This window comes from Enterobacter cloacae complex sp. I2, from assembly GCF_014896205.1.
Taxonomy (GTDB): Bacteria; Pseudomonadota; Gammaproteobacteria; order Enterobacterales; family Enterobacteriaceae; genus Enterobacter; species Enterobacter quasihormaechei.
On record NZ_JADBRA010000010.1, the window covers coordinates 24,121 to 50,410 of the forward strand.

Sequence of the window (26,290 nt, forward strand, 5' to 3'; positions counted from 1 at the left end):
ATGCATCATGTCACAAATTGATAACATAAGTGAAACTGTGCTGCATTTCAGAATTTACGTATCCGCCACAGACGTTTTCAGTAAACTGTGAGAGGATGGTTTTTTTCTGCCGGAGTTGCTATGAAGCTCACTTCCAAACTACGCCGTGACTGGCATTACTACGCCTTTGCGATCGGGCTGATCTTTATTCTTAACGGTGTTGTCGGGCTGCTCGGGTTTGAAGCGAAAGGCTGGCAAACCTATGCGGTGGGGCTGGTGACCTGGGTCATCAGTTTCTGGCTGGCGGGATTCATTATCCGTCGTCGTCCCGATGAGACGACGACGGCAGAGAACGTCGAGTAACCGTTAGTTCATCGAACTTTTCAGGGCGCTGTCAGCGGCGTGACGTTCCAGCGCCAGTTCAATCAGGCGGGTGATCAGTTCCGGATAGCTTATCCCGCTGGCCTGCCACAATTTCGGGTACATGCTGATATTGGTAAAGCCCGGCAGGGTGTTGATTTCGTTAATCACTACCTCGTTATCCGGCGTCAGGAACACGTCGACGCGGGCCATCCCGCAGCATCCCAGCGCCTGATAGGCTTCAACGGCGATCGCGCGGATCGTGTCGTTAACGTCGGGATCGAGCGCGGCGGGCACCACAACCTGGGCACCTTTGTCGTCAATATATTTGGTGTCGTAGGAATAGAAGTCACTGTTCAGAACCACTTCACCGCAGGTGCTCGCCTGGGGGAAATCGTTGCCCAGGACAGCGCACTCGATTTCGCGACCTTTAATTCCCTGCTCAACCACCACCTTATGGTCGAATTCGAAGGCCAGACGAACGGCATCGTTAAACTGCGCTTCGCTGGTCACTTTACTGACGCCCACGGAAGAGCCCTGATTCGCGGGTTTCACGAACAACGGCAGGCCAAGCTGCGCCTGGATCTGCGCGAAGCTGTGTTTATCGCGGTTGGCACGCGTAAGCGTCACGAACGGCGCAATGTTCAGACCGGCGTCGCGCAGCAGACGTTTAGTGACGTCTTTATCCATGCAGGCGGCAGAGCCAAGCACATCGGAGCCGACAAACGGCAGGTTCGCCATACGCAACATCCCTTGCAGGGAACCGTCTTCGCCCAGCGTGCCGTGAACGATGGGGAACACTACGTCAATCTGTGCCAGCGCCTGCGCGTTCCCGGCATTAATTAGCTGTCCCTGTTCCACGCCCGGCACCGTTGCGACGCTGATATCAGAAGGATTAAGGGCGATGTGCGCCGGATCGTCAGCATGTAGCAGATACTGGCTGGCATCGTTAACATGCCACTGGCCCTGTTTATCAATGCCCAGCAGCACCACGTCAAAACGGCTTTTATCAATCGCATCAACGATATTTTTAGCCGATTGCAATGACACCTCGTGCTCTGCCGATTTTCCCCCAAAGACAATACCTACGCGCTGCTTTGCCATCTCACTCTCTTCCAGTCTGACGAAAAGCCAATAACATACCACGATGCCCGGCGCGTTTCGCGGCCTTCTGCCATAATGTTTTAAGGGATGTTGAAGGGGGGCGCGTGAGAGGAAAAGGTCTGCTTATTCTTATCGTTATTACCGGGATCGCCGCGGTGGGCTACCGCTGGTTGCCGCCGCATTACAATCCTTTCGTGCCGCTTACGCTTGACGATCCGCCTGGAAAAATAACCCAGTTTAAACTTCGGCGCTTAACGCCGCAGGCGTGCGAAAATCTGTTAGCGCAGGCGAATCAACGCCAGCTTATCCGTACCCAAGCTGTTGCAGACAGCGCCGGGGAGTGCCCGCTAAGTAACGTGGTGCGCGTGCGCGATTTTGGCCCGGTCAGCCTGAACGGCAGCTTTCTTGCCAGTTGCCCGCTGGCGTTAAGCTCGGCGCTGTTTGTCAGCCAGCAGGCCCGACCGCTCACCAAAACCTGGACGGGAAGCGAGCTTACGCGCATTGAACATCTGGGCAGCTTTGCCTGCCGCAATATCTATAGCCGCCCGGATGCGCGGCGCAGTGAACATGCCACGGCGGATGCGCTGGACATCAGCGCCTTCCGGCTGGCAAACGGACAGCGCGTTACCATTCTCAATGGCTGGAAAGCGGAAAAGACGCAGCCCTGGCTACAGGCGCTGCTGTCGGCAAGCTGCGGCTATTACGGTAACGGTCTGGGGCCGAACTATAATGCCGCCCATGCCAACCATTTCCATTTGGGGATGCGCGGATACGGATTATGTCGATGAAGCATAATCTTCCACCGAAAAGTGGATAAATTGTGACTTGTTTCACAAATATGATGACTGGGAAGATAAAACACCAAAGTCTGCAAGGCCGCATCTCTGGCGCTATGCCATCGAGCGTAACTTGCTAATCTGTCGGCGAATTCGCCTAAAAATGAAGACTATTTCTGTTATGGAATCCTGGAAAGTTAACCTCATCTCAGTCTGGTTCGGCTGTTTCTTCACCGGACTGGCTATCAGCCAGATATTGCCCTTCCTGCCGCTGTACGTGTCGCAGCTGGGGGTCACTTCCCATGAAGCGCTCTCCATGTGGTCCGGCCTGACGTTCAGCGTGACGTTTCTGGTATCTGCCATAGTGTCACCGATGTGGGGAAGTCTGGCGGACCGTAAGGGGCGCAAATTAATGTTGCTCCGCGCCTCGCTGGGGATGGCGATAGCCATTTTGCTCCAGGCCTTCGCCACCAACGTCTGGCAGCTGTTTATTCTGCGGGCGATTATGGGGCTGACTTCCGGGTACATTCCGAACGCCATGGCGCTGGTGGCCTCGCAGGTACCGCGCGAGCGGAGCGGCTGGGCGCTCAGCACGCTTTCCACGGCACAGATCAGCGGAGTGATTGGCGGCCCGCTGCTCGGCGGCTTCCTGGCTGACCATGTAGGGCTGCGTGCGGTCTTTATCATTACCGCCATCCTGCTGACAATCAGCTTTATGGTCACCCTTTTTCTGATCAAAGAGGGCGGGCGGCCTGCTGTAAGTAAATCCGAACGCCTGAGCGGAAAGGCGGTTTTCGCCTCGCTGCCTTATCCTGGCCTGATGATCAGCCTCTTTGTCACCACGATGGTGATCCAGCTCTGCAACGGCTCTGTGGGGCCGATCCTGGCGCTGTTTATCAAGTCGATGGCGCCGGACAGCAGCAACATTGCTTTTCTGAGCGGGATGATTGCCGCTGTGCCGGGCGTGTCGGCGCTGATGTCCGCGCCGCGTCTGGGAAAACTGGGCGACAGGATCGGTACGGCGCGCATTCTGATGGCAACGCTCATCATCGCCGTGATCCTCTTCTTTGCCATGTCGTTCGTCACCACACCGCTTCAGCTTGGCGTGCTGCGCTTCCTCCTTGGTTTTGCGGATGGTGCCATGCTGCCTGCGGTTCAGACGCTGCTGGTGAAATATTCCAGTGACCAGGTAACAGGCCGCATTTTTGGCTACAACCAGTCGTTCATGTATTTAGGCAACGTAGCGGGCCCGCTGATTGGCGCATCGGTTTCGGCGATGGCGGGTTTCCGCTGGGTATTTGCCGCAACGGCGGTGGTGGTACTTATTAATATTATTCAACTGGCCTTTGCCTTACGCCGTCGCAGGCAAATCGCTGAGGCAAAGTCAGCCCGGTAAACACGATAATATATTATTTATTCTTATGAACGCCGCATTTTTATATAACGAAATGCGGCGCGTTTCTTTTAGAAAAACGTTTCGCTCCCGGTTCGGAATATCTTTTTTGGCAGCGATGTCACTTTTGCATAAGAGAAAATCAATCCATGCTTTGCATTATTCAATGAGGGTGTTAATTTCAGGGGGGAATCACAAAAGGAAATAGCACCATGAAAAATCTCATTGCTGAGTTGTTGGTTAAGCTTGCCCAAAAGGAAGAAGAGTCGAAAGAGCTGGTAGCCCAGGTCGAGGCGCTGGAAATCGTCGTTACGGCACTGTTGCGACAGATGGCAAAACCGGAGCAGGAAGCGTTGATAGACAACGTTGAAGGCGCGCTGGAGAACGCTCGCCCTGATTCACAGGTGCCCGCAGAAGATGCGGAGCTGCTTCAGCAATACGTAAAGAAGCTTTTAAGGCATCCTCGCAGCTAACCTGCCAGAGGTGAAAATGACGTGTCACAGAATTGTCATGCAGGATGCCTGGCGTCGCGCTGTTTTTATTTTTACCCACTTGTCATGGGGTAATTAAATTGAAGCAGAGCACACTTTTCACCGCATTATTTACGTTATTAATGACTTTAGTCCTTACGGCATAACCGGGTAATGTTAATCGCACCGCAACGGAACTGAAATAACCGGGAAGCCCGGCGAAAATCATGGTTGCAGGGTGGTTTTTTTCCCGTAACGAACCAGACTTAACGTGGAACTTCACATAAAGGATGGTGCAATGAAAACAACAATACTGGTTACCCTGCTCTCTGGCCTGTGCCTGATGGCCTCAACACACGCGGAAGAGAAAACGTTAACGCCCCAGCAGCAGCGCATGACGACCTGTAACCAACAGGCGACATCGCAAAGTCTGAAAGGGGATGCCCGTAAAACGTATATGAGCGACTGCCTTAAGAAGGGTGCGACCAAACCGGGTGAAAAAAGCCTGACCCCGCAGCAGCAAAAAATGCGCGAGTGTAATGCTCAGGCGACGCAGCAGATGCTGAAAGGCGACGATCGCAGCAAGTTCATGAGCGCGTGCCTGAAGAAACAGGCGTAGTGCTAAGGGTGAGCCACGGCAGTGGCTCACCCAAAATTTCATACTTTCGCTGTCATTCTCTCACTATAGCTGGGGAAATGGTTTCATAATTTTCCCAAGAAAAATGAGCGATGCATGTTATAAAATCACGAGCATATTCGGGAAGCGGGCACCAGCAGCTTTTACTGGATGACTCATACCGTTCCGGCGGCGTTACTCATCAGGACTTGCTCAGCTTCTCTGATTTTTCCATGCATTTTTGCATCGCCTCGATCACGGCGGAGCGGAACCCACGATCTTCCAGCACGCGCACGGCTTCAATGGTCGTGCCGCCCGGCGAGCACACCATATCTTTCAGTTCGCCCGGATGTTTACCCGTTTCCAGCACCATTTTGGCCGAGCCCATTACCGCCTGCGCCGCAAATTTGTAAGCCTGCGCGCGCGGCATGCCGCCCAGCACGGCGGCATCCGCCATGGCTTCGATAAACATAAAGACATACGCCGGCGCCGAGCCGCTCACGCCAACTACCGGGTGGATCATCGCTTCGGCAATCACTTCCGCTTCGCCGAAGCAGCGGAAAATATTCAGTACATCCGCCACGTCTTCAGACGTCACCAGGGCGTTCGGGGTCACGGAGGTCATGCCGGCATTCACCAGCGACGGAGTGTTTGGCATGGCGCGAACAATCTTACGGTCGTGGCCCAGCGCGCGGGCGAGCTGATCGAGGGTCACGCCTGCGGCAATCGACACCACCAGGGTATCTTTATTCAGGCTGGAGGTGATCTCGCTCAGGACTTTAATCATGATATTCGGCTTAACGGCGCCAAAGACAATGTCCGCCACCTGAGCCACTTCCTGCGCGCTTTCTGCGGCGTTGATACCATACTCATCACGCAGCGCCGCGACTTTATCCGGTGACGGGGTATAGACCCAAATCTGCCCCGGCAGCACCTGGCCGCTGGCAATCAGTCCACCGAGGATAGCTTTACCCATGTTCCCGCAGCCGATAAACCCGATTTTCTTATCCATCACGTCTCTCCGTTTTTATGCGTTGTTATCTCTCACTGATAGCTTAACAACGAAATGCAGGCGACAATAGTCGCCAGAATCATATTGGGGAGAGACTATGGCGATTTGGGTTGATGCGGACGCGTGTCCGAACGTGATCAAAGAGATTTTATTTCGCGCTGCCGAGCGCGTGCAGATGCCGCTGACGCTGGTGGCGAACCAGAATATCCGCGTGCCGCCCTCCAGATACATTCGTTCTCTGCGCGTTCCGGCCGGGTTCGACGTGGCGGATAACGAGATAGTACGCCTGTGCAGCGCGGGGGATTTGGTGATCACCGCGGATATCCCGCTGGCGGCCGATGTTCTGGCGAAAGGGGCGGCGGCGCTGAACCCGCGCGGAGAACGTTATTCTCCGGCAACGATCCGCGAGAAACTTACCATGCGTGATTTTATGGATACGCTGCGTTCCAGCGGCGTGCAGACCGGTGGGCCAGATAGCCTGTCGCAGCGCGATCGCCAGCAGTTTGCCGCCGAGCTGGATAAATGGCTGCTGGAAGTGAAACGCCGCCCGGCGTAGTCATCCTCCGGGCTGTTTTGTGGTACAGTGTGGCTTCCACAGGCTTGTCATTCCGTACCGCTTTGCAGTAAAGTTAGCGCAACATCTTCTGCAATCATTTCTTTACAGCCTTCAGTTATCCGGCATCAAGGGGAACACCTGGTTATGAACCCACCCATCTTTTTAGTTGGCCCTCGCGGCTGTGGGAAAACGACCGTTGGTCTGGAGCTGGCGCGTTTGTGCCAGAGTCAGTTCGTCGATACTGACCACTGGCTCCAGGAGAATGCCGGTCAGACCATCGCCGATATCGTGGAGAATGAGGGGTGGGAGAGCTTTCGCGCGCGCGAAACGGCTACGCTGGAAGCGGTGACCGCACCGTCAACCGTGATTGCAACCGGTGGGGGCATTATTCTGGCACCGTACAATCGTCAGTTTATGCGCGAAAAAGGTGTCGTGATCTACCTCTGTGCCCCGGTGTCGACGCTGGTGGGGCGGCTGGAAGCGTTTCCGGAAGAGGGGCAGCGCCCGGCGCTGACCGCGAAACCGCTGAGTGAAGAGGTCAGCGACGTGCTCGCCGAACGCGATGCGCTATACCGCGAGGCGGCACACCATGTTGTGGATGCCTCGGCATCACCCGAAAAAGTTGCGATTCAGATTATTACCGCCCTGCGTTTGGCTTGCGCCAGCTAACAGCCGTCTATACTCATAGCTCAGACATAAAAAAAGGATGAGCTATGCCAACCAGACCTCCCTATCCACGTGAAGCCCGCATCGTTACCGTTGAAAAAGGTAATGGCGATGAGACCGTAACCTGGTACCAGCTGCGTGCCGATCACCCCAAACCGGATTCGCTGATCAGCGAACATGAAACCGAACAGGAAGCGCGGGATGCGAAACGGCGCTATGAGGATCCAGAGAAGTCCTGATAAAAGTCCGAATTCGTTACAACCGTGCCTGCATCACACTTTTAACTTATCGCCAATGTTAAGTAGCAGTTAATATTTAGTTATTACAGGTGGATTCGGAAAGGCCAGTCGATCTTTACACTACGGTGTAGAGATCCCCTGCTACGCTTGGTGCTGTTTTGTTGAATAAATGAACGGTACAGTGTAGTGAGCCTGTACCTGTGTGGCAGTTGTGGTAGTAACGGAAGGCGATCAAAATGAAGGCGACGTTGGCGATCCTCACAATCGGTGTGGTCCCTGTAAGCGAAGTATTACCGCTCCTCACGGAGCATATCTCTGAACAACAGATTAAGCATCTTAGCCTGTTAGGGAAGATGAGTCGGGAAGAGGTCATGGAAGACTACGCTGTCGAGGCGGGGGATGAGCCCCTGGCAACGTTATTAAGCGACGGTAAACTGGCGCATGTGTCGCGCCAGAAAATTGAGCGCGCGCTACAGGGCGTGATCGAAGTGCTCGATAATCAAGACTATGACGTTATTTTGCTGATGAGCACGGCACCGGTTAAAGGGCTTAGCGCGCGTAACGCCATTCTGCTTGAACCGATGCGGATCATTCCGCCGCTGGTGGCGTCAATTGTGGATGGTCACCAGGTTGGGGTCATCGTTCCCGTTGAAGAACTGCTGGATAACCAGACGGTGAAGTGGGCCGCGCTGGAGCACACTCCGCTGTACGCGCTGGCAAATCCGTTCTGGGACAGCGAAGCGAAACTGATTGCGGCTGGACAGGAGTTGATCGACAGAGGGGCGGATGTCCTGATGCTGGACTGCCTGGGGTTCCATCAGCGGCATCGTGATTTACTGCAAAAGGCGCTGGATATTCCGGTGTTGCTCTCTAACGTCCTGATGGCGCGCCTGGCGTCGGAATTACTGGTGTAATGAATTTTGCGTGACAGGTCATGAGCATGGCCCCTATAGTGGATTTTTCTCTATAAATATAAGGGCCAGTTCATGCTTCAAAGTAACGAATACTTTTCCGGTAAAGTGAAATCCATTGGTTTTACCAGCAGCAGCACTGGCCGCGCCAGTGTCGGCGTAATGGCAGAAGGGGAATACACCTTTGGCACCGCAGAAGCGGAAGAGATGACGGTGGTCAGCGGCGCGCTGAACGTCTTACTGCCGGGTGAAACGGAGTGGAAAGTCTATAGCGCCGGGCAGGTATTCAACGTGCCGGGCCACAGCGAGTTCCATTTACAGGTTGCAGAGCCAACCTCTTATCTGTGCCGCTATCTGAAGTGATGTTTTTCCCTCTCCCCATTGGGGAGAGGGTGATGGAGAATTATCTCTGCGCTTCGCCGCCGAGGCCTTCCACCAGATTCTGGATCAGCGCCGCCAGCTCGCCGGTCATCAGGATAAAGTCTGCGTCAAAGCGCTGGGCATAATCTTCACGGTCGATATCTTCGTTCTGATCGCGCAGTTCATCGCAGAATTTCAGACGCTTCACCGAGCCGTCATCACACATCACAAACTGAATGCGCTGCTGCCAGTCGAGCGCCAGTTTGGTCACCACTTTGCCCGCTTCAATGTGCACGGCGATTTCGTCGCTCACCAGATCCTGTTTCTTCGCCCGGATCACGCCGCCATCTTCCAGCAGCGCTTTCAGCTCTGCTTCATCAAGGATCTGGAAGCCCTGAGCAGCCGTCCCGCTACGCACCCACTCCGTCAGGGTCAGCTCAATCGGCGTTTCCAGCGCCAGCGGAACCACCGGCAATGAGCCAAGGCTCTTACGCAGCAGCGCCAGCGTATCTTCCGCTTTTTTGGCGCTGGCGCAGTCCACCATGATCAGCCCGTTAACGGTGTCGATCCACATCATGGTCTGGCTAAAGCGGCTAAAGGCGCGCGGCAGCAGCGAGTGCAGCACTTCATCCTTCAGCGAATCTTTTTCGGTTTTTTTAAGCTTACGGCCCTGTTCAGCTTCCAGCTTGAAGATCTTCGCTTCGAGCGCCTGCTTAACCACGGGCGTTGGCAGGATCTTCTCTTCTTTACGGGCGCAAACGATGATTTGCCCCGTGCTGCTGGCGTGGGTCAGCGCATCGCTTTGAGAACCCATTGGCGGAACCCAGCCGGTTTTTGCCATATCCTGGCTACCGCAAGGGGTAAAGGAGTAAGCGGCTAACTGTTTTTCCATCTCTTCTGCACGCAGCGAAACGTCGCGGCTGAGACGGTAAACCATCAAATTTTTGAACCACAGCATGATAATTTCCACGGCCTTGTCGTTAAATCAGCGGGCATGATAACGAATTGTCGCATCGCTTGCATTGCTAATCGGGATGCGGGCTTCTACTCTGTTGATAATCAAAATAATGAGGAGTGTCTTGTGCGTATTGGGATTGATTTGGGCGGCACCAAAACAGAAGTTATTGCGCTGAGCGAGCAGGGAGAGCAACTGTTTCGCCACCGTCTGCCTACGCCGCGCGATGATTATCACCAGACCCTCGAAACGATTGCCCGCCTGGTCGATATGGCAGAGCAGGCAACGGGCGAGACGGGGACGGTGGGGATAGGGATCCCCGGCTCCATATCGCCCTATACTGGCGTGGTGAAAAATGCCAACTCCACCTGGCTCAACGGTCAGCCGTTCGATAAAGACGTAAGTCAACGTCTCAACCGGGAAGTGCGTCTGGCAAATGACGCCAACTGCCTGGCGGTGTCCGAGGCCGTCGATGGCGCCGCGGCAGGCGCGCAGACCGTTTTTGCGGTCATCATCGGCACCGGCTGCGGGGCGGGCGTGGCTATCGGCGGACGCTCGCATATTGGCGGCAACGGCACCGCGGGCGAGTGGGGACACAACCCGCTGCCGTGGATGGACGAAGATGAACTCAAATATCGCGCTGAAGTACCGTGCTACTGCGGCAAGCAGGGCTGTATTGAGACCTTTATTTCCGGGACGGGGTTTGCCACCGATTATCATCGTCTGAGCGGCCAGCCGCTCAAGGGGAACGAGATTATGCGTCTGGTTGAGGAGCAGGATCCGGTGGCAGAACTGGCGCTCAGCCGCTACGAAATGCGGCTGGCAAAATCCCTGGCGCATGTGATCAATATTCTCGACCCCGACGTGATTGTGCTGGGAGGCGGCATGAGCAACGTCGACCGGCTGTACGCGACGGTGCCCACGCTGATAAAACAGTGGGTATTTGGCGGCGAGTGCGAAACGCCGATCCGCAAAGCCGTCCACGGTGATTCCAGCGGCGTGCGCGGCGCAGCGTGGTTGTGGCCGGAATAAACGCAAAACAGCAACGCAAGTTTTTGTACCCTCTCCCACGGGGAGAGGGCCAGGGTGAGGGCACCAGACCGCAGCGCCCCATCATTTAACCCACCGCAAACTCCCTGTCCAGCCTGCTGTATCCCAGCCCGTTGATCTTCTTCACTTTGATCTGCACCGGAATACGATCTTTCATTGCCTCGACGTGGCTGATCACGCCGATGGTTTTCCCGGTGGCGTTCAGCGCGTCGAGCGCATCCAGCGCGGTATCCAGCGTTTCGCTGTCGAGCGTGCCGAACCCTTCATCCAGGAACAGCGAGTCAATCCGCGTTTTGTGACTGACCAGATCGGAAAGCGCTAAGGCCAGCGCCAGGCTGACCAGGAAACTCTCCCCGCCGGAAAGGGTGCGCGTATCGCGTACCGCATCGGCCTGCCAGGTGTCGACCACCTCCAGCTCCAGCGCGTCGCTCGCTTTACGCTGGAGCAGGTAGCGGCCGTGCAGACGGTTGAGCTGCTGGTTGGCAAGCCACACCAGATTATCCAGCGTCAGCCCCTGGGCAAATTTACGGAATTTATCGCCGGTGCTGGAGCCTATCAGCGCATTGAGATAGCCCCAGTCGTCGGCCTGACGCGCCGCCTCCTCAATCTGCTGCATTAACGCCTGCTGGTGCAGACGGTTATCGCTGTCCTGTTTGAGCTGCTGGCGGATCTCCCCCTGATGCGTGGTGTTGTCCCGAAGCTGCTGCGCCAGCTGCTGTAACCGTGCCTGAAGGGTTGCGATATCGGTTTCCAGCCCCTCTGGGCGTTGTGCCTGGTGCGCCTGAAGCTGCTGGCTTGCCTGTACCGAGAGCGCCATGGCCTGCTGAAGCTGGTTCTCAAGCGTCTGCTTTTGCTGTTCAAGCTGGCGGATCGACGCATCATCCAGCAGGGCGGCGAGAAATGCCTCGCGATCGGCGAAGAAGCTCGCGGTCAGCGCGGCGCTGAACTGAGCCTGCGATTGCTGAAGCCGTTCACGCTCCAGGGTCTCCTGCTGCTGTAGGGTGGCGAGCTGGCTTTGCAGCGACACGCATTCGTCGTGGATCGCACGCCAGTTTTCAGGGATCACCGCGTCGGCTTCTGCATTATCAGAAACCGGCAGCGTATCCAGAATGGGCATCAGGGCGTTAATACGCTCCTGAATCGTACCGTGCTGGGCCTGTTTTTCCTGCCACCGGGCGTACTCGTTTTCGCGCGCGCTGAGCCAGGCGTTTTCAGCACCCTCATCGGGCTCGCTAAGCGACAGCGACCGCAACGAAGCAGCCAGCGCCTGACGCGTCGCCGCCAGCTGCTGCTGGTGCTGGCGCGCCTGTCCTTCCTGTTCATTGAGCTGGTTTTGCAGCGTCAGACGCTGGCTTAGCTGATAAAGCTGGCGTTCGTACTGCTCCTGTTCGTTCATCCAGGGGGCGATATCATCCTGAATATTCAGCGCTATGTTCAGGGACGTGCAGACCTCCAGCCACTCTTTAGTGAGTGCTTGCTCTTCCTGAGAGAGGGACTGGGCTTCCGCTGTCTCGCGCTGGATCTGCTGGGCCAGCGCATTGACCTGCCCGAGCACCAGCAATCCTTCCTCTTTCAGCGCGGCAACCTCTTTTTCGAGGGCATCGCGGCGGCGCTGATTGTCGGTCAGTTCGAGTGCCTGATACTGCACCACGGCCGGATGTTCGCATGAGCCGCAGAGCGGGCAAGGCTTACCGGCTTCCAGCTGAGCACGATAATTCTCAAGATCTTTGATTGTCGCTTCACGCTCACAGAGCGCCTTAAGATCGACAAAGTGCTGATTTTTCTCTTTATACTGCTGACGGCGCAGGGTCAGGGTGTCGTTGAGCGTGACCTGCTCAGCCTGTGCTTTCTTCACGCTTTCCGCATTCTGGCGCAGCCGTTTTTGCAGCGGCTGATAGCGAGCGTGAAGCGCGGTCAGGCGCTGGCGAAGCGCCCGCGTGTGTGCCTGTTGCTCCATTGCGGTTGTGATGGCCTCAGCCGTCAGCGTCAGCGTACTTTCCGGCATCCCGGCCAGCTTCTGGCGGAGCTCAGCAATGCGCGCCGACTGGGCCGCGAGCTGATTTTTATCGCGACTCAGCTGCGTAAAATGCGCCCGCCAGCCGGCAATTTCCTGTCCCCACTGACGGAAACGATCGTGTTCGGTCAGCCACTGCGTCAGCGCCGTGTGCTCTGTCTGCAACTGTTCACGGTTGCGCAGCGCACCGTTGCGGATACGCGCGCGCAGTGCCGCTCTGTCACGTAAGCGAGTATTTACTTCGGCAATTCGCTCTGTGGTCTGCGACAGGCGGGCGGTCTGCTCCTGCTGGTGCTCCCACAGGGGGCGCAGTTGGGCGGCGGGCTGGGCCAGCTGAAGCTTCGCCAGTTGGGGAGCGGCGTCCGTCAGAGCCTGTTGCGCCTGCTGCTGCGAAACGGCTGCGCGCTGCTGTTCACGTATTAGCTCGTCGTTACGCGTAAGCCACTGAAAATCTTTCTGTTGGCTCTGCTGCCGGGCCAGCAGGATCTTTTCTTCGTCAGTGAGCGCCTGCAAACTTTGCTGCAAGTGCTGCTGCTGTTCCTCGCTCAGCAGCACTACGCCTGCGGCCTGCGCTTCACACATCTCCAGCGCGCTGCGTGCCGCTTTATGTTTTTCGAAGACCATGGCGGAAATCTGGCCGTAAATTTCCGTGCCGGTCAGTTCTTCCAGCAGCTCAGCGCGATCGCTCGGTTTCGCGTTCAGGAAGGCGGCAAACTGCCCCTGAGAGAGCAGCATCGAGCGGGTAAAGCGTCCATAGTCCAGCCCGGTCAGTGCGGCGGTTTGTTCCAGCTTATCCGTGACTTTGTCGGCCAGAATTTTGCCGTCTTCACAGCGGGCTAGCTCCACGCGCGGTGCCTGTAAGTTTCCGTCCGGCTGGTTGCGGGCACGGTTCTGGCTCCAGAAAGCGCGATAGGCGACGCCTTTAACCTCGAACTCCACCTCTGCCAGACATTCGGCGGTATCGCGCGTCATCAGGTCGTTTTGGGCCTGGGAGACCTTATTAAGGCGCGGCGTTTCGTGGTAGAGCGCCAGGCAGATAGCGTCCAGCAGCGTGGTTTTACCTGCGCCGGTGGCACCGGTGATGGCAAACAGCCCGTTGCTGGCGAACGGCTCCGCGGTGAAATCAATTTTCCACTCGCCTTTCAGTGAATTGAGATTTTTCAGACGCAGGCTCAGAATTTTCATGCGTTTTCTTCCTCGTCATTGAGGGTATGCAGGGTCTGGGCAAACAGCTCGTTAAGCCTCGTTTGCCTGGCCTCGTCCATCTCTTCATGCGCAAGCCGCCGCGCGAACACCTCTTCAACCCGGAGTTCGCTCAGCGTTTCACGTTGAGCACTCAGCAGAATTTTCTCGCGCTGCTCGCGGCTGCGGCGTACCAGCAGCACCTCCACGGGAAGGTCTTCCGTCAGCGTCTGAATTTTACGCTGCATATCGTACAGGTAGTCGTCGGTGGCGATTTCGATATCGAGCCAGACGGGGGGGTTAAGCGCTGCGCCGCGCCACTGTTCAAGCTGGGCGGTAATGGCGGCCAGATCGCCTTTCAGCACCGCCAGCGGCTGGGTGACCGGGACCTCAAGCGTCTCAACGGCGCTGAGTTTGCCGTCGGTGAAGCTCACCAGATGCACGGATTTGGCTTTGCCCGTTTCGTCAAAACTGAGCGAAATGGGCGAGCCGCTGTAGCGGATGTGCTCGCAGCCGCCGATGATTTGCGCCCGGTGAATATGCCCGAGGGCAATGTAGTCGGCGGGCGGGAAGTTCTGCGCCGGAAACGCGTCCAGCGTACCGATATAAATTTCGCGCACCGCGTCACTTTTACTGGCCCCGACGGTGGTGAGGTGTCCGGTGGCAACGATCGGAATGGCCTGTTCACCGCGCAGGGCACAGGCTTCCGTATGTTGCTGGTGGTAATAGCGCGTGATGGCCTGCAACAGATGCTGCTGCTTTTCGCTCCCGGACAGGCCGGCCTGGCTTTGTACGATATCGCGCGGGCGTAAAAACGGGATAGGGCACAGCACCGCGCCCGGCGTGCCGTCGCGTTTTTTCAGGATCTGCGGCGCGTGGCCGGCGCTGGCTACCACGGTGGTATTGAGGTACGCCAGAATATCGCGGGATTCGTTCAGCATCGCCACGGAATCATGGTTTCCGGCGACAATCACCAGATGACAACCGGTTTGCTGGAGGTTGACCACAAAACGGTTGTACAGCTCACGCGCATAGCTCGGCGGCGATCCGGTATCAAAAATGTCGCCCGCCACAATGATTGCGTCCACCTCGTGAGCCTGAGCCGTCTCCAGCAGCCAGTTCAGGAACGCTTCATGTTCCGCGGCGCGGCTTTTGCTGTAAAAATTTTGACCCAGGTGCCAGTCTGAGGTGTGAAGTATGCGCATAAGAGATCCGTGGCAATAATAAGAAAGCAGGATTATAAACTTTCGGGGAGCGGAAAATAACCGCTGTAATAAAACAACAGTTTGCCATTTACCGTGGTAATGTTTTTCATAAATCTGTCATAAATCTGACGCATAATAACGCCGCATTACAGACTTGTAACTTAAATACGATAAGACAGGGCAAAGTATGGCGAGACGTATTCTGGTCGTAGAAGATGAAGCTCCGATCCGTGAAATGGTGTGCTTCGTGCTTGAACAAAATGGCTTCCAGCCGGTTGAAGCGGAAGATTATGACAGCGCGGTGAACCAGCTGAATGAACCCTGGCCCGACCTGATCCTGCTGGACTGGATGCTGCCTGGCGGTTCCGGATTGCAGTTTATCAAGCATATTAAGCGCGAGGCGATGACCCGCGATATCCCGGTAGTGATGTTGACGGCGCGCGGTGAGGAAGAGGATCGCGTGCGCGGTCTGGAAACCGGCGCGGACGATTACATTACCAAACCGTTCTCCCCGAAAGAGCTGGTGGCTCGAATCAAAGCGGTGATGCGCCGTATTTCACCGATGGCGGTGGAAGAGGTGATTGAGATGCAGGGGCTAAGCCTCGATCCTACCTCACACCGGGTCATGACCGGTGAAAATCCCCTCGATATGGGACCCACCGAATTTAAACTCCTTCACTTCTTTATGACACACCCGGAACGCGTTTACAGCCGCGAACAGTTGCTGAATAACGTCTGGGGAACTAACGTCTATGTCGAAGACCGAACGGTTGACGTCCATATTCGCCGCCTGCGTAAAGCACTGGAACTGAGCGGCCACGATCGCATGGTACAGACGGTCCGCGGCACGGGTTATCGTTTCTCGACCCGTTTCTGAACAATGACAGGAGTGTGACGCGTGCTGGAACGTCTGTCATGGAAAAGGCTCGTCTTTGAACTGATCTTATGCTGTATTCCGGCCCTCATTCTGGGGGCTGTTTTTGGCTATCTGCCGTGGTTTTTACTGGTGGCCGTGACGGGACTGCTCGTCTGGCATTTCTGGAATTTACTGCGCCTCTCCTGGTGGCTATGGGTCGACAGGAGTATGACACCTCCGCCGGGAAGCGGGAGCTGGGAGCCGCTGCTCTACGGTCTGCACCAGATGCAGATGCGTAATAAAAAGCGCCGTCGTGAGCTGGGAAGCCTGATCAAACGCTTTCGCAGCGGCGCGGAGTCGCTGCCGGACGCGGTGATCCTGACGACGGAAGAAGGGACCATCTTCTGGTGTAATGGCCTCGCGCAACAGCTGCTGGGCCTGCGCTGGCCGGATGATAACGGCCAAAATATCCTTAACCTTCTGCGTTATCCCGAGTTCACGCTGTATCTGAAAAAGCGCGATTTTACCCGTCCGCATAACCTTAAGCTCAACAACGGTCGTCATCTGGAAATCCGCGTGATGCCCTACAGCGATCGGCAGTGGCTGATGGTGGCACGTGACGTAACCCAAATGCACCAGCTTGAGGGCGCGCGCCGTAACTTCTTTGCTAACGTCAGTCACGAGCTGCGTACGCCGCTGACGGTGCTTCAGGGCTACCTTGAGATGATGCAGGAACAAACGCTGGAGGGGGCGCCGCGTGAGAAAGCGCTGCATACCATGCGGGAGCAGACGTTCCGCATGGAAGGGCTGGTCAAACAGCTGCTGACGCTTTCAAAGATTGAGGCAGCCCCGTCGCTGGCGCTTAACGACATCATTGACGTGCCGATGATGCTGCGGGTGGTAGAGCGCGAGGCCCAAACGCTGAGCCATAATCAGCACACGCTGGCTTTTGACGTTGATAACACGCTGAAAGTGCTCGGCAGTGAAGATGAGTTGCGCAGTGCTATCTCAAACCTGGTGTATAACGCCGTGAACCATACCCCGCAAGGGACGCATATTACGGTGCGCTGGCAGCATACCCCAGCGGGCGCTGAATTTAGCGTAGAGGACAACGGCCCGGGGATTGGGCCAGAACATCTCCCGCGTCTTACCGAACGGTTCTACCGGGTGGATAAAGCGCGCTCGCGGCAGACCGGGGGGAGCGGGCTGGGGCTGGCAATCGTGAAGCATGCGGTGAGCCACCACGACAGCCGTCTTGATATCGAAAGTACTCTGGGTAAGGGCACGCGCTTTAGCTTCGTGCTCCCGGAACGATTAATTGCCAAAAAAAGCGCCTGATGGCAGGCGTGTCAGTTTACCTTTCCACGGGCCAGCGTTTGCTGGCCCGTTTGCTTTGCAGTCAAGCGAAACGCGGCTGAATATTATACGGCTGCTGCTTTTTTGTTCGCATGATTAGCCATGAGTTTTTCTTATACATGGCATATTATTTTGGTCTGCATTTTCATGCTGGCATATTGTTCTGGTTTTACGATCCCTCCTTGCCTTTAAACGTTATAAGCGTTTAAATTGCCCCCCATATACTGTCAGACCGACTGTATATGCGTGGTAAATCGAAAAACTATTCTTCTCCACGCCAGGACGGGAGCATATCCCGCTGAAATTGAGCAAATTTTCCGCTGCATTGTCCCGTCAGGGATGGCGAAAATCTCAACGTTTTCAACACCACATCCACAGGCAGTAAGGTTTTATGACCCATCACTTGAAATCGCGTGACATTATCGCGCTGGGCTTTATGACATTTGCGCTGTTCGTTGGCGCAGGCAACATCATTTTCCCGCCAATGGTTGGCTTACAGGCGGGTGAACACGTCTGGACGGCTGCGTTTGGCTTCCTGCTGACTGCCGTGGGTCTACCGGTACTGACCGTCATCGCGCTGGCGAAAGTGGGCGGCGGTGTGGACAGCCTCAGCACCCCGATTGGCAAAGTGGCCGGCGTTCTGCTGGCAACCGTCTGCTATCTGGCCGTTGGCCCGCTGTTCGCAACCCCGCGTACGGCGACCGTCTCCTTTGAAGTGGGTATCGCTCCGCTGACCGGTGACGGCGCGATGCCGCTGTTTATTTACAGCCTGATTTACTTCGCCATCGTGATTCTGGTTTCTCTCTATCCGGGCAAACTGCTGGATACCGTAGGGAACTTCCTGGCACCGCTGAAAATTGTGGCGCTGATCGTGCTGGCGGTTGCGGCTATCGTCTGGCCTGCGGGTCCTATCAGCTCCGCGATGGACGCGTATGAGAACGCGGCGTTCTCAAACGGTTTCGTGAATGGCTATCTGACGATGGATACGCTCGGCGCGATGGTGTTTGGTATTGTTATCGTTAACGCCGCGCGTTCTCGCGGTGTGACCGAAGCGCGTCTGCTGACCCGCTACACCATCTGGGCTGGCCTGATGGCCGGTGTCGGCCTGACGCTGCTGTATCTGGCGCTGTTCCGTCTGGGTTCAGATAGCGCAACGCTGGTCGATCAGAGCGCAAACGGCGCGGCGATCCTGCATGCTTACGTGCAGCACACCTTTGGTGGGGCAGGCAGCATGCTGCTGGCAGCGCTGATCTTCCTGGCGTGCCTGGTGACGGCGGTGGGCCTGACCTGCGCCTGTGCAGAGTTCTTCGCCCAGTATCTGCCGCTCTCTTACCGCACGCTGGTGTTTATCCTCGGCATCTTCTCCATGGCGGTGTCGAACCTCGGTCTGAGCCACCTGATTCAGGTGTCCATTCCGGTGCTGACGGCGATCTATCCGCCATGTATCGTGCTGGTCGTGCTGAGCTTCACGCGTCCGTGGTGGCATAACTCTACGCGAATTATTGCGCCAACCATGTTTATCAGCCTGATTTTTGGTATCCTTGACGGGATCAAAGCATCAGCATTTGCAGAAATCCTGCCAGCCTGGACACAGCGTCTGCCGCTGTCCGAGCAGGGCCTGGCCTGGCTGATGCCTTCCGTTGTTGCGCTGGTTCTGGCGATTGTTTGGGACCGTGCTGCCGGGCGTCAGGTAACCTCCAACGCCCATTAATCAACGGCAACAAATTGTTTAACCACGGGGCTTAAGGCCCCGTGGTTTTTTGTTTTTTTCGTGTTGAATGGCAAGATTTTAATGGAAAGCACTAACAAACTTAAACGTGGATTGAGCACCCGCCACATCCGCTTTATGGCGCTGGGCTCGGCTATCGGCACCGGTCTTTTTTATGGCTCGGCAGATGCCATCAAAATGGCCGGTCCAAGCGTTCTGCTGGCCTACATCATCGGCGGCGCCGCGGCTTATATCATCATGCGTGCGCTGGGTGAGATGTCGGTTCACAACCCGTCTGCCAGCTCGTTTTCACGCTACGCGCAGGAAAACCTGGGCCCGCTGGCCGGTTTTATCACCGGCTGGACCTACTGCTTCGAAATCCTGATTGTCGCGATTGCTGACGTAACGGCGTTTGGCATCTATATGGGGGTCTGGTTCCCCGCCGTGCCGCACTGGATCTGGGTGCTGAGCGTGGTACTGATCATCTGCGCCGTTAACCTGATGAGCGTGAAGGTGTTTGGCGAGCTGGAGTTCTGGTTCTCCTTCTTCAAGGTTGCGACCATTATCATCATGATCCTCGCCGGTTTCGGCATTATCATCTGGGGTATCGGCAACGGCGGGCAGCCAACCGGCATCCATAACCTGTGGAGCAACGGCGGCTTCTTCAGCAACGGCTGGCTTGGGATGGTCATGTCGCTTCAGATGGTCATGTTCGCCTATGGCGGTATCGAGATTATCGGCATCACCGCCGGGGAAGCGAAAGACCCTGAGAAGTCCATTCCGCGCGCCATTAACTCGGTGCCGATGCGTATCCTGGTGTTCTATGTGGGCACGCTGTTTGTGATTATGTCCATTTACCCATGGAACCAGGTGGGCACCAACGGCAGCCCGTTTGTTCTGACCTTCCAGCATATGGGCATTGCGTTTGCGGCCAGCATTCTCAACTTTGTGGTGCTGACCGCCTCGCTGTCGGCCATCAACAGTGACGTGTTCGGCGTGGGCCGCATGCTGCACGGCATGGCGGAGCAGGGCAGCGCGCCGAAGGTGTTTGCCAAAACGTCGCGTCGCGGCACTCCGTGGGTAACGGTGCTGGTGATGACCGTGGCGCTGCTGTTCTCGGTCTACCTGAACTACATCATGCCGGAGAACGTCTTCCTGGTAATCGCGTCGCTGGCGACCTTCGCTACCGTGTGGGTGTGGATCATGATCCTGCTGTCGCAGATTGCGTTCCGTCGCCGCCTGTCGCCAGAAGAGGCCAAAGCGCTCAAGTTCAAAGTGCCGGGGGGCGTGCCAACGACCATCGTCGGCCTCATCTTCCTGGTCTTCATCATTGGCCTGATTGGTTATCACCCGGATACCCGTATCTCCCTGTACGTGGGCTTCGCGTGGATCGTCCTGCTGCTGGTGGGCTGGATGTTTAAATGCCGCCGCGACCGTCAGCTGGCGGAAGCAGAGTAAGATAAAAACGCCGGGTGGCGCTGCGCTTACCCGGCCTACACGCCCTTTTGCCCCGGCAAAAAGTCTCATCCCCCGTCCTCCTCCCCCAATAAATTCCGTCATGGTGAGCTAACCTTAACAACCCTGTGGCAAGGTGACGTCAATTTCATCAAAGGGGATTCGTGATGTTAAACGCCTGGCACCTTCCGGTTGCCCCATTTGTTAAGCAAAACAAAGACAACCTTGTGATTACGCTCTGGCTGGCGGGGGAAAATCAGCCTGAACGCGTGACGCTGCGCGCCGAAGTGGATAACGAAGAAACGTCGCTGAAAATGCACAAAGTGCGCAGCCAGCCGCAGCCGGGCATCACGGCGTGGCGGGCAAATATCGATTTGCGCAGCGGGCAGCCTCGACGCCGTTACGGCTTTAAGCTGCTGTGGAATAACCGTCAGCTGTGGTTTACCCCGCAGGGATTTAGCCGTTTTCCGCCCGCGCGCCTGGAGCAGTTTGCGGTGGACTGCCCCGATAGCGGCCCGCAGTGGGTTAACGATCAGGTCTTTTACCAGATTTTCCCGGACCGCTTTGCGCGTTCTGAAAAGCGCACCGCCGATCAGGACAAGGTCTACTACCATCATGCGGCCGGTCACGACATCATCCTGAAAAAATGGGATGAGCCGCTGACCGCCCAGGCGGGGGGATCGACCTTTTACGGCGGCGATCTCGACGGTATCAGCGAAAAACTGCCGTACCTGAAAACGCTCGGCGTGACGGCGCTCTACCTGAACCCGGTGTTTAAAGCGCCAAGCGTACACAAATACGATACTCAGGATTACCGCCACGTTGACGAGCAGTTTGGCGGCGACGAGGCGCTGCTGCGGCTGCGTCATAACACGCAAAAAGAAGGTATGCGTCTGATCCTCGATGGTGTGTTCAACCACAGCGGGGATTCTCACGGCTGGTTTGATCGTCACAATCAGTCGATGGGGGGCGCTTGCCATAATCCTGACTCACCGCAGCGTGACTGGTACAGTTTTGACGAGGAGGGGCGCGCTCTGGACTGGCTGGGCTACCCGAGCCTGCCGAAGCTTGATTTCCAGTCGCCCTCGCTGGTGAACGAGATCTACGGCGGGGAAGACAGCATTGTGCGCCACTGGCTCAAAGCGCCGTGGAATATGGACGGCTGGCGGCTGGACGTGGTGCATATGCTGGGGGAAGCGGGTGGGGCGCGAAATAATCTACAGCATGTCGCCGCCATTACCCGCTCGGCAAAAATGGCCCGCCCGGAGGCATTCGTTTTCGGGGAGCACTTTGGCGACGCGCGCCAGTGGTTGCAGGCAGATGCGGAAGACGCGGCGATGAACTATCGCGGCTTCACCTTCCCGCTGTGGGGGTTCCTCGCTAACACCGATATCTCTTACGATCCGCAGCATATTGACGCCGAAACCTGCATGGCCTGGATGGAGAACTATCGCGCCAGCCTGTCGCATCAGCAGCAGCTGCGGATGTTCAACCAGCTCGACAGCCACGATACCGCGCGCTTTAAGTCGCTGCTGGGTAAAGATGTGGCGCGCCTGCCGCTGGCGGTGACCTGGCTCTTCACCTGGCCGGGCGTACCCTGCATCTACTATGGCGGTGAAGTCGGGCTGGACGGCAACAACGATCCGTTCTGCCGTAAAACCTTCCCGTGGGAGCCTGAAAAGCAGGATCAGGATCTGTTCAGCCTGTACCAGCGCATGGCGACGCTGCGCAAGCAGAGCCAGGCCCTGCGCTACGGGGGCTGTCAGGTGATGTACGCCCACGATAACGTGGTGGTGTTTGTCCGCGTTTATAACCAGCAGCGCGTGCTGGTCGCAATCAACCGGGGCGAGGCGTGCGAAGTCGTGCTGGACAATTCCCCGCTGCTGGCCGGTAAAACGTGGAAGAGTAAAGAGGGCAAAGCGACGTTCCAGGAGAGCGTGCTCACGCTTCCCGCTATCTCTGCGGCGGTCTGGTTCGGCGGTTAACCGCAGGCAGAAGGGTTTTCACCTTTTAAGATGGCGCAAATGCAACTATTTGTGTCAATCTTAACGGATCGTTTACGGTGAAGGTGGAAACATGGACGAGCTTTACATCCTTGGCTGTTTGTTCCTGGTTTTTGCGCTGGTAGTGGCACCCGTGCTGGCGGTTATCGGCTTTAACCGAAGCACGGCGGCGAAGCAGGAGATCGCCCGGCTTCGCCAGCGCATTGAGGCGCTTGAGCAGCGTGGTGTGGCTGAAAAAGTGCCGGAGCCGGTGCAGGCCGTCACGCCGGTGGAGGAACCAGCGGCAGAGGCCGTTACCGCACCTGTCGATCCCTGGCGTCCCGAACCGCCCGTCACCGAAGCAAAACCTGCACCTGTACGGGCGGCAAAACGGCCTTCTGCCTTTGGCGGCATTCTCTCCTCGCTGACGCGCTGGTTCATGCAGGGCAATCCGCTGGCAAAGCTGGGGATTGTGCTGCTCTTCCTGGGTCTCTCTTTCCTGCTGCGCTATACCGTTGAACATTCACTGTTCCCGCTTGAGCTGCGCCTTGCCGCCACGGCGCTGTTTGCCATGGTGCTGCTGGTCATTGGCTGGCGGCTGCGGCACAGGCAGCGTATCTATGCCCTTATTCTCCAGGGCGGGGCGACCGGCGTACTCTACCTGACCGTCTTTGGCGCATTCCGGCTGTGGCAGATGCTGCCGATGACCCTGGCGTTTGCGCTGCTGGTGGTGATTTGCGCGGCGAGCGTTGGGCTGGCCGTTCTGCAAAGGGCCCTGAGCCTTGCCATGCTGGCGAGCCTCGGCGGGTATCTCGCCCCGCTGCTTCTGTCGACGGGTGGGGGAAGCTTTGTGGCGCTGTTCTCCTTCTATCTTCTGCTGTCCATCGGCATTCTCGTCATCTGCATCTGGCAGCACTGGCGCGAGCTCAATCTGCTCGGGCTGCTCTTTACGTTCGGCGTTGGCGGCTTGTGGGGGCTGAGCGACTACCAGCCTGAAGACTACGTCATCTGCCAACTGTTTCTGATCGCCAATACGCTGATTTTCGGCGTGTTTAGCGTGGCGCTGTCGCTGCGGGCGCAGGAAAAGGGCAAGCAGATTATTGACGGCGTACTGCTGTTTGCCCCGCCGCTGGTGGGGTTTGGGATGCAGTACGGCATGACCTCGCACTGGACGTACGGCCCGGCGCTCAGCGCGCTGGGCTACGGTGCGTTTTACCTCTCGCTGGCGTTTCTCGCGCTGCGGCGTTACCCCTCCATCGGACGACCGCTGGTTATGGCGGTGCTGGCGATTGGCGGCGGGTTTGCCACGCTTGCCATCCCGCTGGCGCTGTCGGCACGCTGGACGGCGATGGCCTGGGCGCTGGAAGGGCTGGGCATCCTGTGGCTGGGCGTACAGCAGCAACAGCGGCGCATGAGTTATAGCGGGACGGCGCTGCTGATCCTGGCGCTCGGCAGCGCCATGTGGGCGCAGATGAACGGCGTCACGTCGCTGAGCCTGCTGCTGATCTTCGCGGTGCTCAGCCTCTGCTGGCTGGCTGCGGCCTGGCTGTGGCGGAAAATCGCGCTGCCGGGCAGCTGGACGCTGCTGGCCGGCGGGCTGCTGTTCTGGCTGGTGGCGCTGATGGGCGCGTCGCAGCTGATCCTCAAGCCGGAGTTAGCGGTTCTGGCGGGCGTGCTGGCGCTGACGGCGGCGTCGGCCTGGGGCTGGCGGCAAATTGCCGCGCGTCTGGCATGGCGGGAGCTGGATGCCAGTAAATGGCTGCTGTGGCCGATGATGCTGCTGATGGTGCTGTATCAGGTCTCGCACCAGCAGATCCTGGCGGCAGGCTGGGCAAATCTGGCCTGGTGTATTGCGCTTCCTGCCGCCCTGATGCTGCTGCGGCGCGACGAAGAAAAACGTCTTCCGCGCCTGTCGATGGGGCTGCACCTGTCGCTGTTGTGGATGATTTTGCTGGCGCTGGGCGCTGAACTTTACTGGTTTGCCCGCTCCCTGCCGTGGGGAATGGCGGCCTGGGGAAGCGGCATCGCCATGGCTGTTGGCGGTGGGGTGATTATGATGCTCTCCGCGGCCGTCCGGCATCGCGCGTGGCCGTTCCGGGTCTGGCCTGCACTCTATGCCTGTCTTAGCATGATACCGGTGGTTGTGGTGCTCCTGGTATTGCTGGTGGTCACCAATTTCCAGGACGGCGTGGTCTATCGACAGACCTGGCTGCCGCTGGTGAACCCGCTTGAGGAAGGGGCTGCGTTTGCCCTGCTGGGGCTGATGGTCTTCTATCGGGCCGTGGAACGCTACTATCCGGCATCGCTTGCGCAGTCCCGACCGTGGCCCGCCGTTGCGCTGATGGCGCTTGGCTTCTGGTGGCTTAACGGCGCGCTGCTGCGCGCGCTGGCGTGGTACGGCGAGGTGGCATGGAACATGGAATCATTGTGGCATTCGCGGCTTATTCAGACCACCTTTGCCCTGTTCTGGATGTTCTGCGCGCTGGTGGTGATGATCCGCGCCACCCGTCGGGCCTCCCGCCAGCAGTGGCTTGGCGGTGCGACGCTGCTGGGCGTGGTCATGCTCAAGCTGATGCTGGTGGACAGCGCGGGCGGAGGCGGCCTGGCGCGCGCCGTCGCGTTTATTGGCGTGGCGATCCTGGTCCTGATTGTGGGCTATTTCTCGCCGCTACCGCCTAAAGCAGGAGAAGAAAAATGAAATGGATGAAAGCGGTTGTTTATGCGGCGCTGCTGGCCCAGTCCGGTCCGGCGATAAGCGAGAGCGCACCGGCGGAATCCCCCCGGGATTATGCCTTCGGCCTGTCCCTTGATACTTCAACAGCGTCGCCGTGGTATCGGGTCACGCTGCCGTTGTCCGTTTACCAGCAGAGCACATCGCCCGATCTGCGCGACGTTCGCGTGTTTAATCAGGCGGGTGAGGCGGTTCCGTTCAGCCTGGTTACCACAACGCGTCCGCAGCCGGCACCGACCACAACGCCTCTGCGCCTCTTTGCGCTTAACGCCTCGCCGGACAGGGAAGAGGGCAGCGGCGAGAAAATTATGCTGCGGGCCAGAAATGGCGTGGAAATTGTGCTGGAAGGGCAGACAGCAGCGGCGGCTGGACAGCACTATCTGCTGACTCTGCCGGAAAACGCGGCTGAGATTCCGCTCTCTCAGCTCCAGCTGATTTGGGACGCGCCGCAGGGCTCGTGGCAGGGGACCGCATCGGTCTATTACGGTAAGGATCTGAAAAATTGGTCTACCCTGCGCGAAGAGATGCCGCTGCTGGACGTGATGAGCGGGCAGGATCGCCTTAAGCTCGACCGCATCAATACCGATCTGGTGTTATCCCCTGAGGCGAATCGTTATCTGCTTCTGGTGCTGAACACGGGGCATTCTGCCCTGACGCTAACCGGCGTCAACGCCATTAACGCCCCTGCACAGGCGGAATCTGAACACATTAGCCTGGCGGGAGAGGGAGAGCGTGTATCCGAAAGCGAAGCCGTGTGGCGCTGGACGCATCCGCAACCCCTCAGCGCGATTGGCTTCATGCTGAATGGCGACGGCGTTCTCCCGGTAGAAATAGCCTGGCGGAGTTCGGACAAAGATCGGTGGCATACGCTGAAAAAAGAGGTGATCTACCAGCTTGGCGGTAAAACGTCTGAACCCGTTTCGCTTCCGGGCGGGCTGGTCGAGGCGGTGAAAATTAACGCCCTGAACGCGCGCCTGCCGGAGAACCTGCCGGGCGTGACCGGACAACGCGTGCGCTACGATCTGGTGTTCAACGCGCAGGGAAGAGGGCCGTACCTGCTCGCGTGGGGGAACGGGGCCGCTAAACCGGCAAGCGTGGAAATGGATATGCTGATCCCGTCCGGGCTGCGTAAGACCTACGATCTTGAAGCCTTGCCGATGGCCGATACGCTGGAGGCTGTCCCGCTGGGTGGCGAGGCGCGTTTAACCGCGACGTCCGCGGCAGAGCAGGAAAGCCGGATGAAAACGCTGATGGTCTGGGGCGTACTGATCGCCGGGGTATTGCTGCTTGCGGGGATGGCATGGCGTGTCTGGCGCGAGGTAAAAAAAGACGGCGCCGCATAAGGCATAAAAAA

The 26,290-nt window shown here is 57.5% G+C and carries 23 protein-coding genes; 18 read left to right on the plus strand and 5 right to left on the minus strand.

What is annotated here, in order from left to right; all coding sequences use genetic code 11:
* Positions 1-120 precede the first annotated feature (120 nt).
* The gene (locus tag IM300_RS10330) at positions 121-342 is read left to right on the plus strand and encodes a DUF2754 domain-containing protein (protein WP_063869114.1); all 222 of its coding nucleotides are present in this window, start codon (positions 121-123) and stop codon (positions 340-342) included.
* 3 nt (positions 343-345) lie between these two features.
* Here the strand turns inward: IM300_RS10330 and ddlA are convergent, their stop codons facing one another.
* Entirely contained in the window at positions 346-1,443 is a 1,098-nt protein-coding gene (gene ddlA, locus IM300_RS10335) for a D-alanine--D-alanine ligase (RefSeq protein WP_063869112.1), read from the minus strand.
* A gap of 104 nt (positions 1,444-1,547) precedes the next feature.
* Here ddlA and IM300_RS10340 point away from each other — a divergent pair, with 104 nt between their 5' ends.
* The 4 genes from IM300_RS10340 to psiF all read left to right on the plus strand — a co-directional run bounded on the left by IM300_RS10340 (position 1,548) and on the right by psiF (position 4,701).
* Complete coding sequence (locus IM300_RS10340) at positions 1,548-2,231, plus strand: extensin family protein (protein WP_193036395.1); 684 nt, start codon at positions 1,548-1,550, stop codon at positions 2,229-2,231.
* Positions 2,232-2,400: 169 nt separating this feature from the next.
* On the plus strand, positions 2,401-3,615 hold the full coding sequence (locus IM300_RS10345) for a multidrug efflux MFS transporter (protein WP_063869108.1): 1,215 nt from the start codon (positions 2,401-2,403) through the stop codon (positions 3,613-3,615).
* 209 nt (positions 3,616-3,824) lie between these two features.
* A complete protein-coding gene (iraP, locus tag IM300_RS10350; protein WP_063869106.1) occupies positions 3,825-4,085 on the plus strand; it encodes an anti-adapter protein IraP in 261 nt (86 codons plus the stop codon).
* 295 nt (positions 4,086-4,380) lie between these two features.
* Positions 4,381-4,701: a phosphate starvation-inducible protein PsiF gene (psiF, locus tag IM300_RS10355; RefSeq protein WP_193036397.1), complete on the plus strand. Its 321-nt coding sequence runs from the start codon at positions 4,381-4,383 to the stop codon at positions 4,699-4,701.
* A gap of 199 nt (positions 4,702-4,900) precedes the next feature.
* Here the strand turns inward: psiF and proC are convergent, their stop codons facing one another.
* The gene (proC, locus tag IM300_RS10360; RefSeq protein WP_063451722.1) at positions 4,901-5,710 is read right to left on the minus strand and encodes a pyrroline-5-carboxylate reductase; all 810 of its coding nucleotides are present in this window, start codon (positions 5,708-5,710) and stop codon (positions 4,901-4,903) included.
* Between the two features lie 97 nt (positions 5,711-5,807).
* Here proC and IM300_RS10365 point away from each other — a divergent pair, with 97 nt between their 5' ends.
* From IM300_RS10365 to ppnP, 5 genes are all read left to right on the plus strand, one after another.
* The gene (locus IM300_RS10365; protein ID WP_063451721.1) at positions 5,808-6,266 is read left to right on the plus strand and encodes a YaiI/YqxD family protein; all 459 of its coding nucleotides are present in this window, start codon (positions 5,808-5,810) and stop codon (positions 6,264-6,266) included.
* 144 nt (positions 6,267-6,410) lie between these two features.
* Positions 6,411-6,935 (plus strand): shikimate kinase AroL, encoded by a 525-nt coding sequence (gene aroL, locus IM300_RS10370; protein ID WP_063869102.1) that lies wholly within the window; start codon positions 6,411-6,413, stop codon positions 6,933-6,935.
* A gap of 44 nt (positions 6,936-6,979) precedes the next feature.
* Positions 6,980-7,171: a protein YaiA gene (yaiA, locus tag IM300_RS10375; RefSeq protein WP_063451719.1), complete on the plus strand. Its 192-nt coding sequence runs from the start codon at positions 6,980-6,982 to the stop codon at positions 7,169-7,171.
* Positions 7,172-7,407: 236 nt separating this feature from the next.
* Positions 7,408-8,085: an AroM family protein gene (locus tag IM300_RS10380; RefSeq protein ID WP_193036399.1), complete on the plus strand. Its 678-nt coding sequence runs from the start codon at positions 7,408-7,410 to the stop codon at positions 8,083-8,085.
* A 72-nt stretch (positions 8,086-8,157) separates the two neighbouring features.
* Positions 8,158-8,445, plus strand: a complete 288-nt coding sequence (gene ppnP / locus IM300_RS10385) for a pyrimidine/purine nucleoside phosphorylase (protein WP_003859131.1) — start codon at positions 8,158-8,160, stop codon at positions 8,443-8,445.
* Positions 8,446-8,485: 40 nt separating this feature from the next.
* On the opposite strand, the gene rdgC is transcribed toward ppnP, so the two are convergent.
* Positions 8,486-9,400, minus strand: coding sequence for a recombination-associated protein RdgC (gene rdgC, locus IM300_RS10390; RefSeq protein ID WP_006809928.1), 915 nt, complete (start codon positions 9,398-9,400; stop codon positions 8,486-8,488).
* 123 nt (positions 9,401-9,523) lie between these two features.
* Between rdgC and mak the strand changes: the two genes are divergently transcribed.
* Positions 9,524-10,429 (plus strand): fructokinase, encoded by a 906-nt coding sequence (mak, locus tag IM300_RS10395; RefSeq protein ID WP_131636063.1) that lies wholly within the window; start codon positions 9,524-9,526, stop codon positions 10,427-10,429.
* A gap of 85 nt (positions 10,430-10,514) precedes the next feature.
* Here the strand turns inward: mak and sbcC are convergent, their stop codons facing one another.
* Both sbcC and sbcD read right to left on the minus strand, forming a co-directional pair.
* Entirely contained in the window at positions 10,515-13,646 is a 3,132-nt protein-coding gene (sbcC, locus tag IM300_RS10400; RefSeq protein WP_193036401.1) for an exonuclease subunit SbcC, read from the minus strand.
* Positions 13,643-14,848 (minus strand): exonuclease subunit SbcD, encoded by a 1,206-nt coding sequence (gene sbcD, locus IM300_RS10405; RefSeq protein WP_102749802.1) that lies wholly within the window; start codon positions 14,846-14,848, stop codon positions 13,643-13,645. The genes sbcC and sbcD overlap by 4 nt, the downstream gene beginning before the upstream one ends.
* A gap of 187 nt (positions 14,849-15,035) precedes the next feature.
* Here sbcD and phoB point away from each other — a divergent pair, with 187 nt between their 5' ends.
* From phoB to IM300_RS10440, 7 genes are all read left to right on the plus strand, one after another.
* Entirely contained in the window at positions 15,036-15,725 is a 690-nt protein-coding gene (phoB, locus tag IM300_RS10410; RefSeq protein ID WP_003859122.1) for a phosphate response regulator transcription factor PhoB, read from the plus strand.
* 21 nt (positions 15,726-15,746) lie between these two features.
* The gene (gene phoR / locus IM300_RS10415) at positions 15,747-17,042 is read left to right on the plus strand and encodes a phosphate regulon sensor histidine kinase PhoR (RefSeq protein ID WP_063869094.1); all 1,296 of its coding nucleotides are present in this window, start codon (positions 15,747-15,749) and stop codon (positions 17,040-17,042) included.
* Between the two features lie 409 nt (positions 17,043-17,451).
* Positions 17,452-18,771 carry a branched-chain amino acid transporter carrier protein BrnQ gene (gene brnQ / locus IM300_RS10420; RefSeq protein WP_063451713.1) on the plus strand — a complete coding sequence of 440 codons (1,320 nt, stop codon included), beginning with the start codon at positions 17,452-17,454 and terminating at the stop codon, positions 18,769-18,771.
* Positions 18,772-18,852: 81 nt separating this feature from the next.
* A complete protein-coding gene (gene proY / locus IM300_RS10425) occupies positions 18,853-20,226 on the plus strand; it encodes a proline-specific permease ProY (RefSeq protein ID WP_063451712.1) in 1,374 nt (457 codons plus the stop codon).
* Positions 20,227-20,390: 164 nt separating this feature from the next.
* A complete protein-coding gene (gene malZ / locus IM300_RS10430; protein WP_193036403.1) occupies positions 20,391-22,208 on the plus strand; it encodes a maltodextrin glucosidase in 1,818 nt (605 codons plus the stop codon).
* 91 nt (positions 22,209-22,299) lie between these two features.
* Positions 22,300-24,903 carry a DUF2339 domain-containing protein gene (locus IM300_RS10435; protein WP_193036405.1) on the plus strand — a complete coding sequence of 868 codons (2,604 nt, stop codon included), beginning with the start codon at positions 22,300-22,302 and terminating at the stop codon, positions 24,901-24,903.
* Complete coding sequence (locus IM300_RS10440; RefSeq protein WP_193036407.1) at positions 24,900-26,279, plus strand: DUF3999 domain-containing protein; 1,380 nt, start codon at positions 24,900-24,902, stop codon at positions 26,277-26,279. The genes IM300_RS10435 and IM300_RS10440 overlap by 4 nt, the downstream gene beginning before the upstream one ends.
* The last annotated feature ends 11 nt before the right edge of the window (positions 26,280-26,290 follow it).

Coding starts and splice junctions, on each gene's coding strand:
- IM300_RS10330 (WP_063869114.1), top strand. CDS start 121: ATGAAGCTCACTTCCAAACTACGCCGTGACTGGCATTACTACGCCTTT.
- ddlA (WP_063869112.1), bottom strand. CDS start 1,443: ATGGCAAAGCAGCGCGTAGGTATTGTCTTTGGGGGAAAATCGGCAGAG.
- IM300_RS10345 (WP_063869108.1), top strand. CDS start 2,401: ATGGAATCCTGGAAAGTTAACCTCATCTCAGTCTGGTTCGGCTGTTTC.
- iraP (WP_063869106.1), top strand. CDS start 3,825: ATGAAAAATCTCATTGCTGAGTTGTTGGTTAAGCTTGCCCAAAAGGAA.
- psiF (WP_193036397.1), top strand. CDS start 4,381: ATGAAAACAACAATACTGGTTACCCTGCTCTCTGGCCTGTGCCTGATG.
- proC (WP_063451722.1), bottom strand. CDS start 5,710: ATGGATAAGAAAATCGGGTTTATCGGCTGCGGGAACATGGGTAAAGCT.
- IM300_RS10365 (WP_063451721.1), top strand. CDS start 5,808: ATGGCGATTTGGGTTGATGCGGACGCGTGTCCGAACGTGATCAAAGAG.
- aroL (WP_063869102.1), top strand. CDS start 6,411: ATGAACCCACCCATCTTTTTAGTTGGCCCTCGCGGCTGTGGGAAAACG.
- yaiA (WP_063451719.1), top strand. CDS start 6,980: ATGCCAACCAGACCTCCCTATCCACGTGAAGCCCGCATCGTTACCGTT.
- IM300_RS10380 (WP_193036399.1), top strand. CDS start 7,408: ATGAAGGCGACGTTGGCGATCCTCACAATCGGTGTGGTCCCTGTAAGC.
- ppnP (WP_003859131.1), top strand. CDS start 8,158: ATGCTTCAAAGTAACGAATACTTTTCCGGTAAAGTGAAATCCATTGGT.
- rdgC (WP_006809928.1), bottom strand. CDS start 9,400: ATGCTGTGGTTCAAAAATTTGATGGTTTACCGTCTCAGCCGCGACGTT.
- sbcC (WP_193036401.1), bottom strand. CDS start 13,646: ATGAAAATTCTGAGCCTGCGTCTGAAAAATCTCAATTCACTGAAAGGC.
- sbcD (WP_102749802.1), bottom strand. CDS start 14,848: ATGCGCATACTTCACACCTCAGACTGGCACCTGGGTCAAAATTTTTAC.
- phoB (WP_003859122.1), top strand. CDS start 15,036: ATGGCGAGACGTATTCTGGTCGTAGAAGATGAAGCTCCGATCCGTGAA.
- brnQ (WP_063451713.1), top strand. CDS start 17,452: ATGACCCATCACTTGAAATCGCGTGACATTATCGCGCTGGGCTTTATG.
- proY (WP_063451712.1), top strand. CDS start 18,853: ATGGAAAGCACTAACAAACTTAAACGTGGATTGAGCACCCGCCACATC.
- malZ (WP_193036403.1), top strand. CDS start 20,391: ATGTTAAACGCCTGGCACCTTCCGGTTGCCCCATTTGTTAAGCAAAAC.
- IM300_RS10435 (WP_193036405.1), top strand. CDS start 22,300: ATGGACGAGCTTTACATCCTTGGCTGTTTGTTCCTGGTTTTTGCGCTG.
- IM300_RS10440 (WP_193036407.1), top strand. CDS start 24,900: ATGAAATGGATGAAAGCGGTTGTTTATGCGGCGCTGCTGGCCCAGTCC.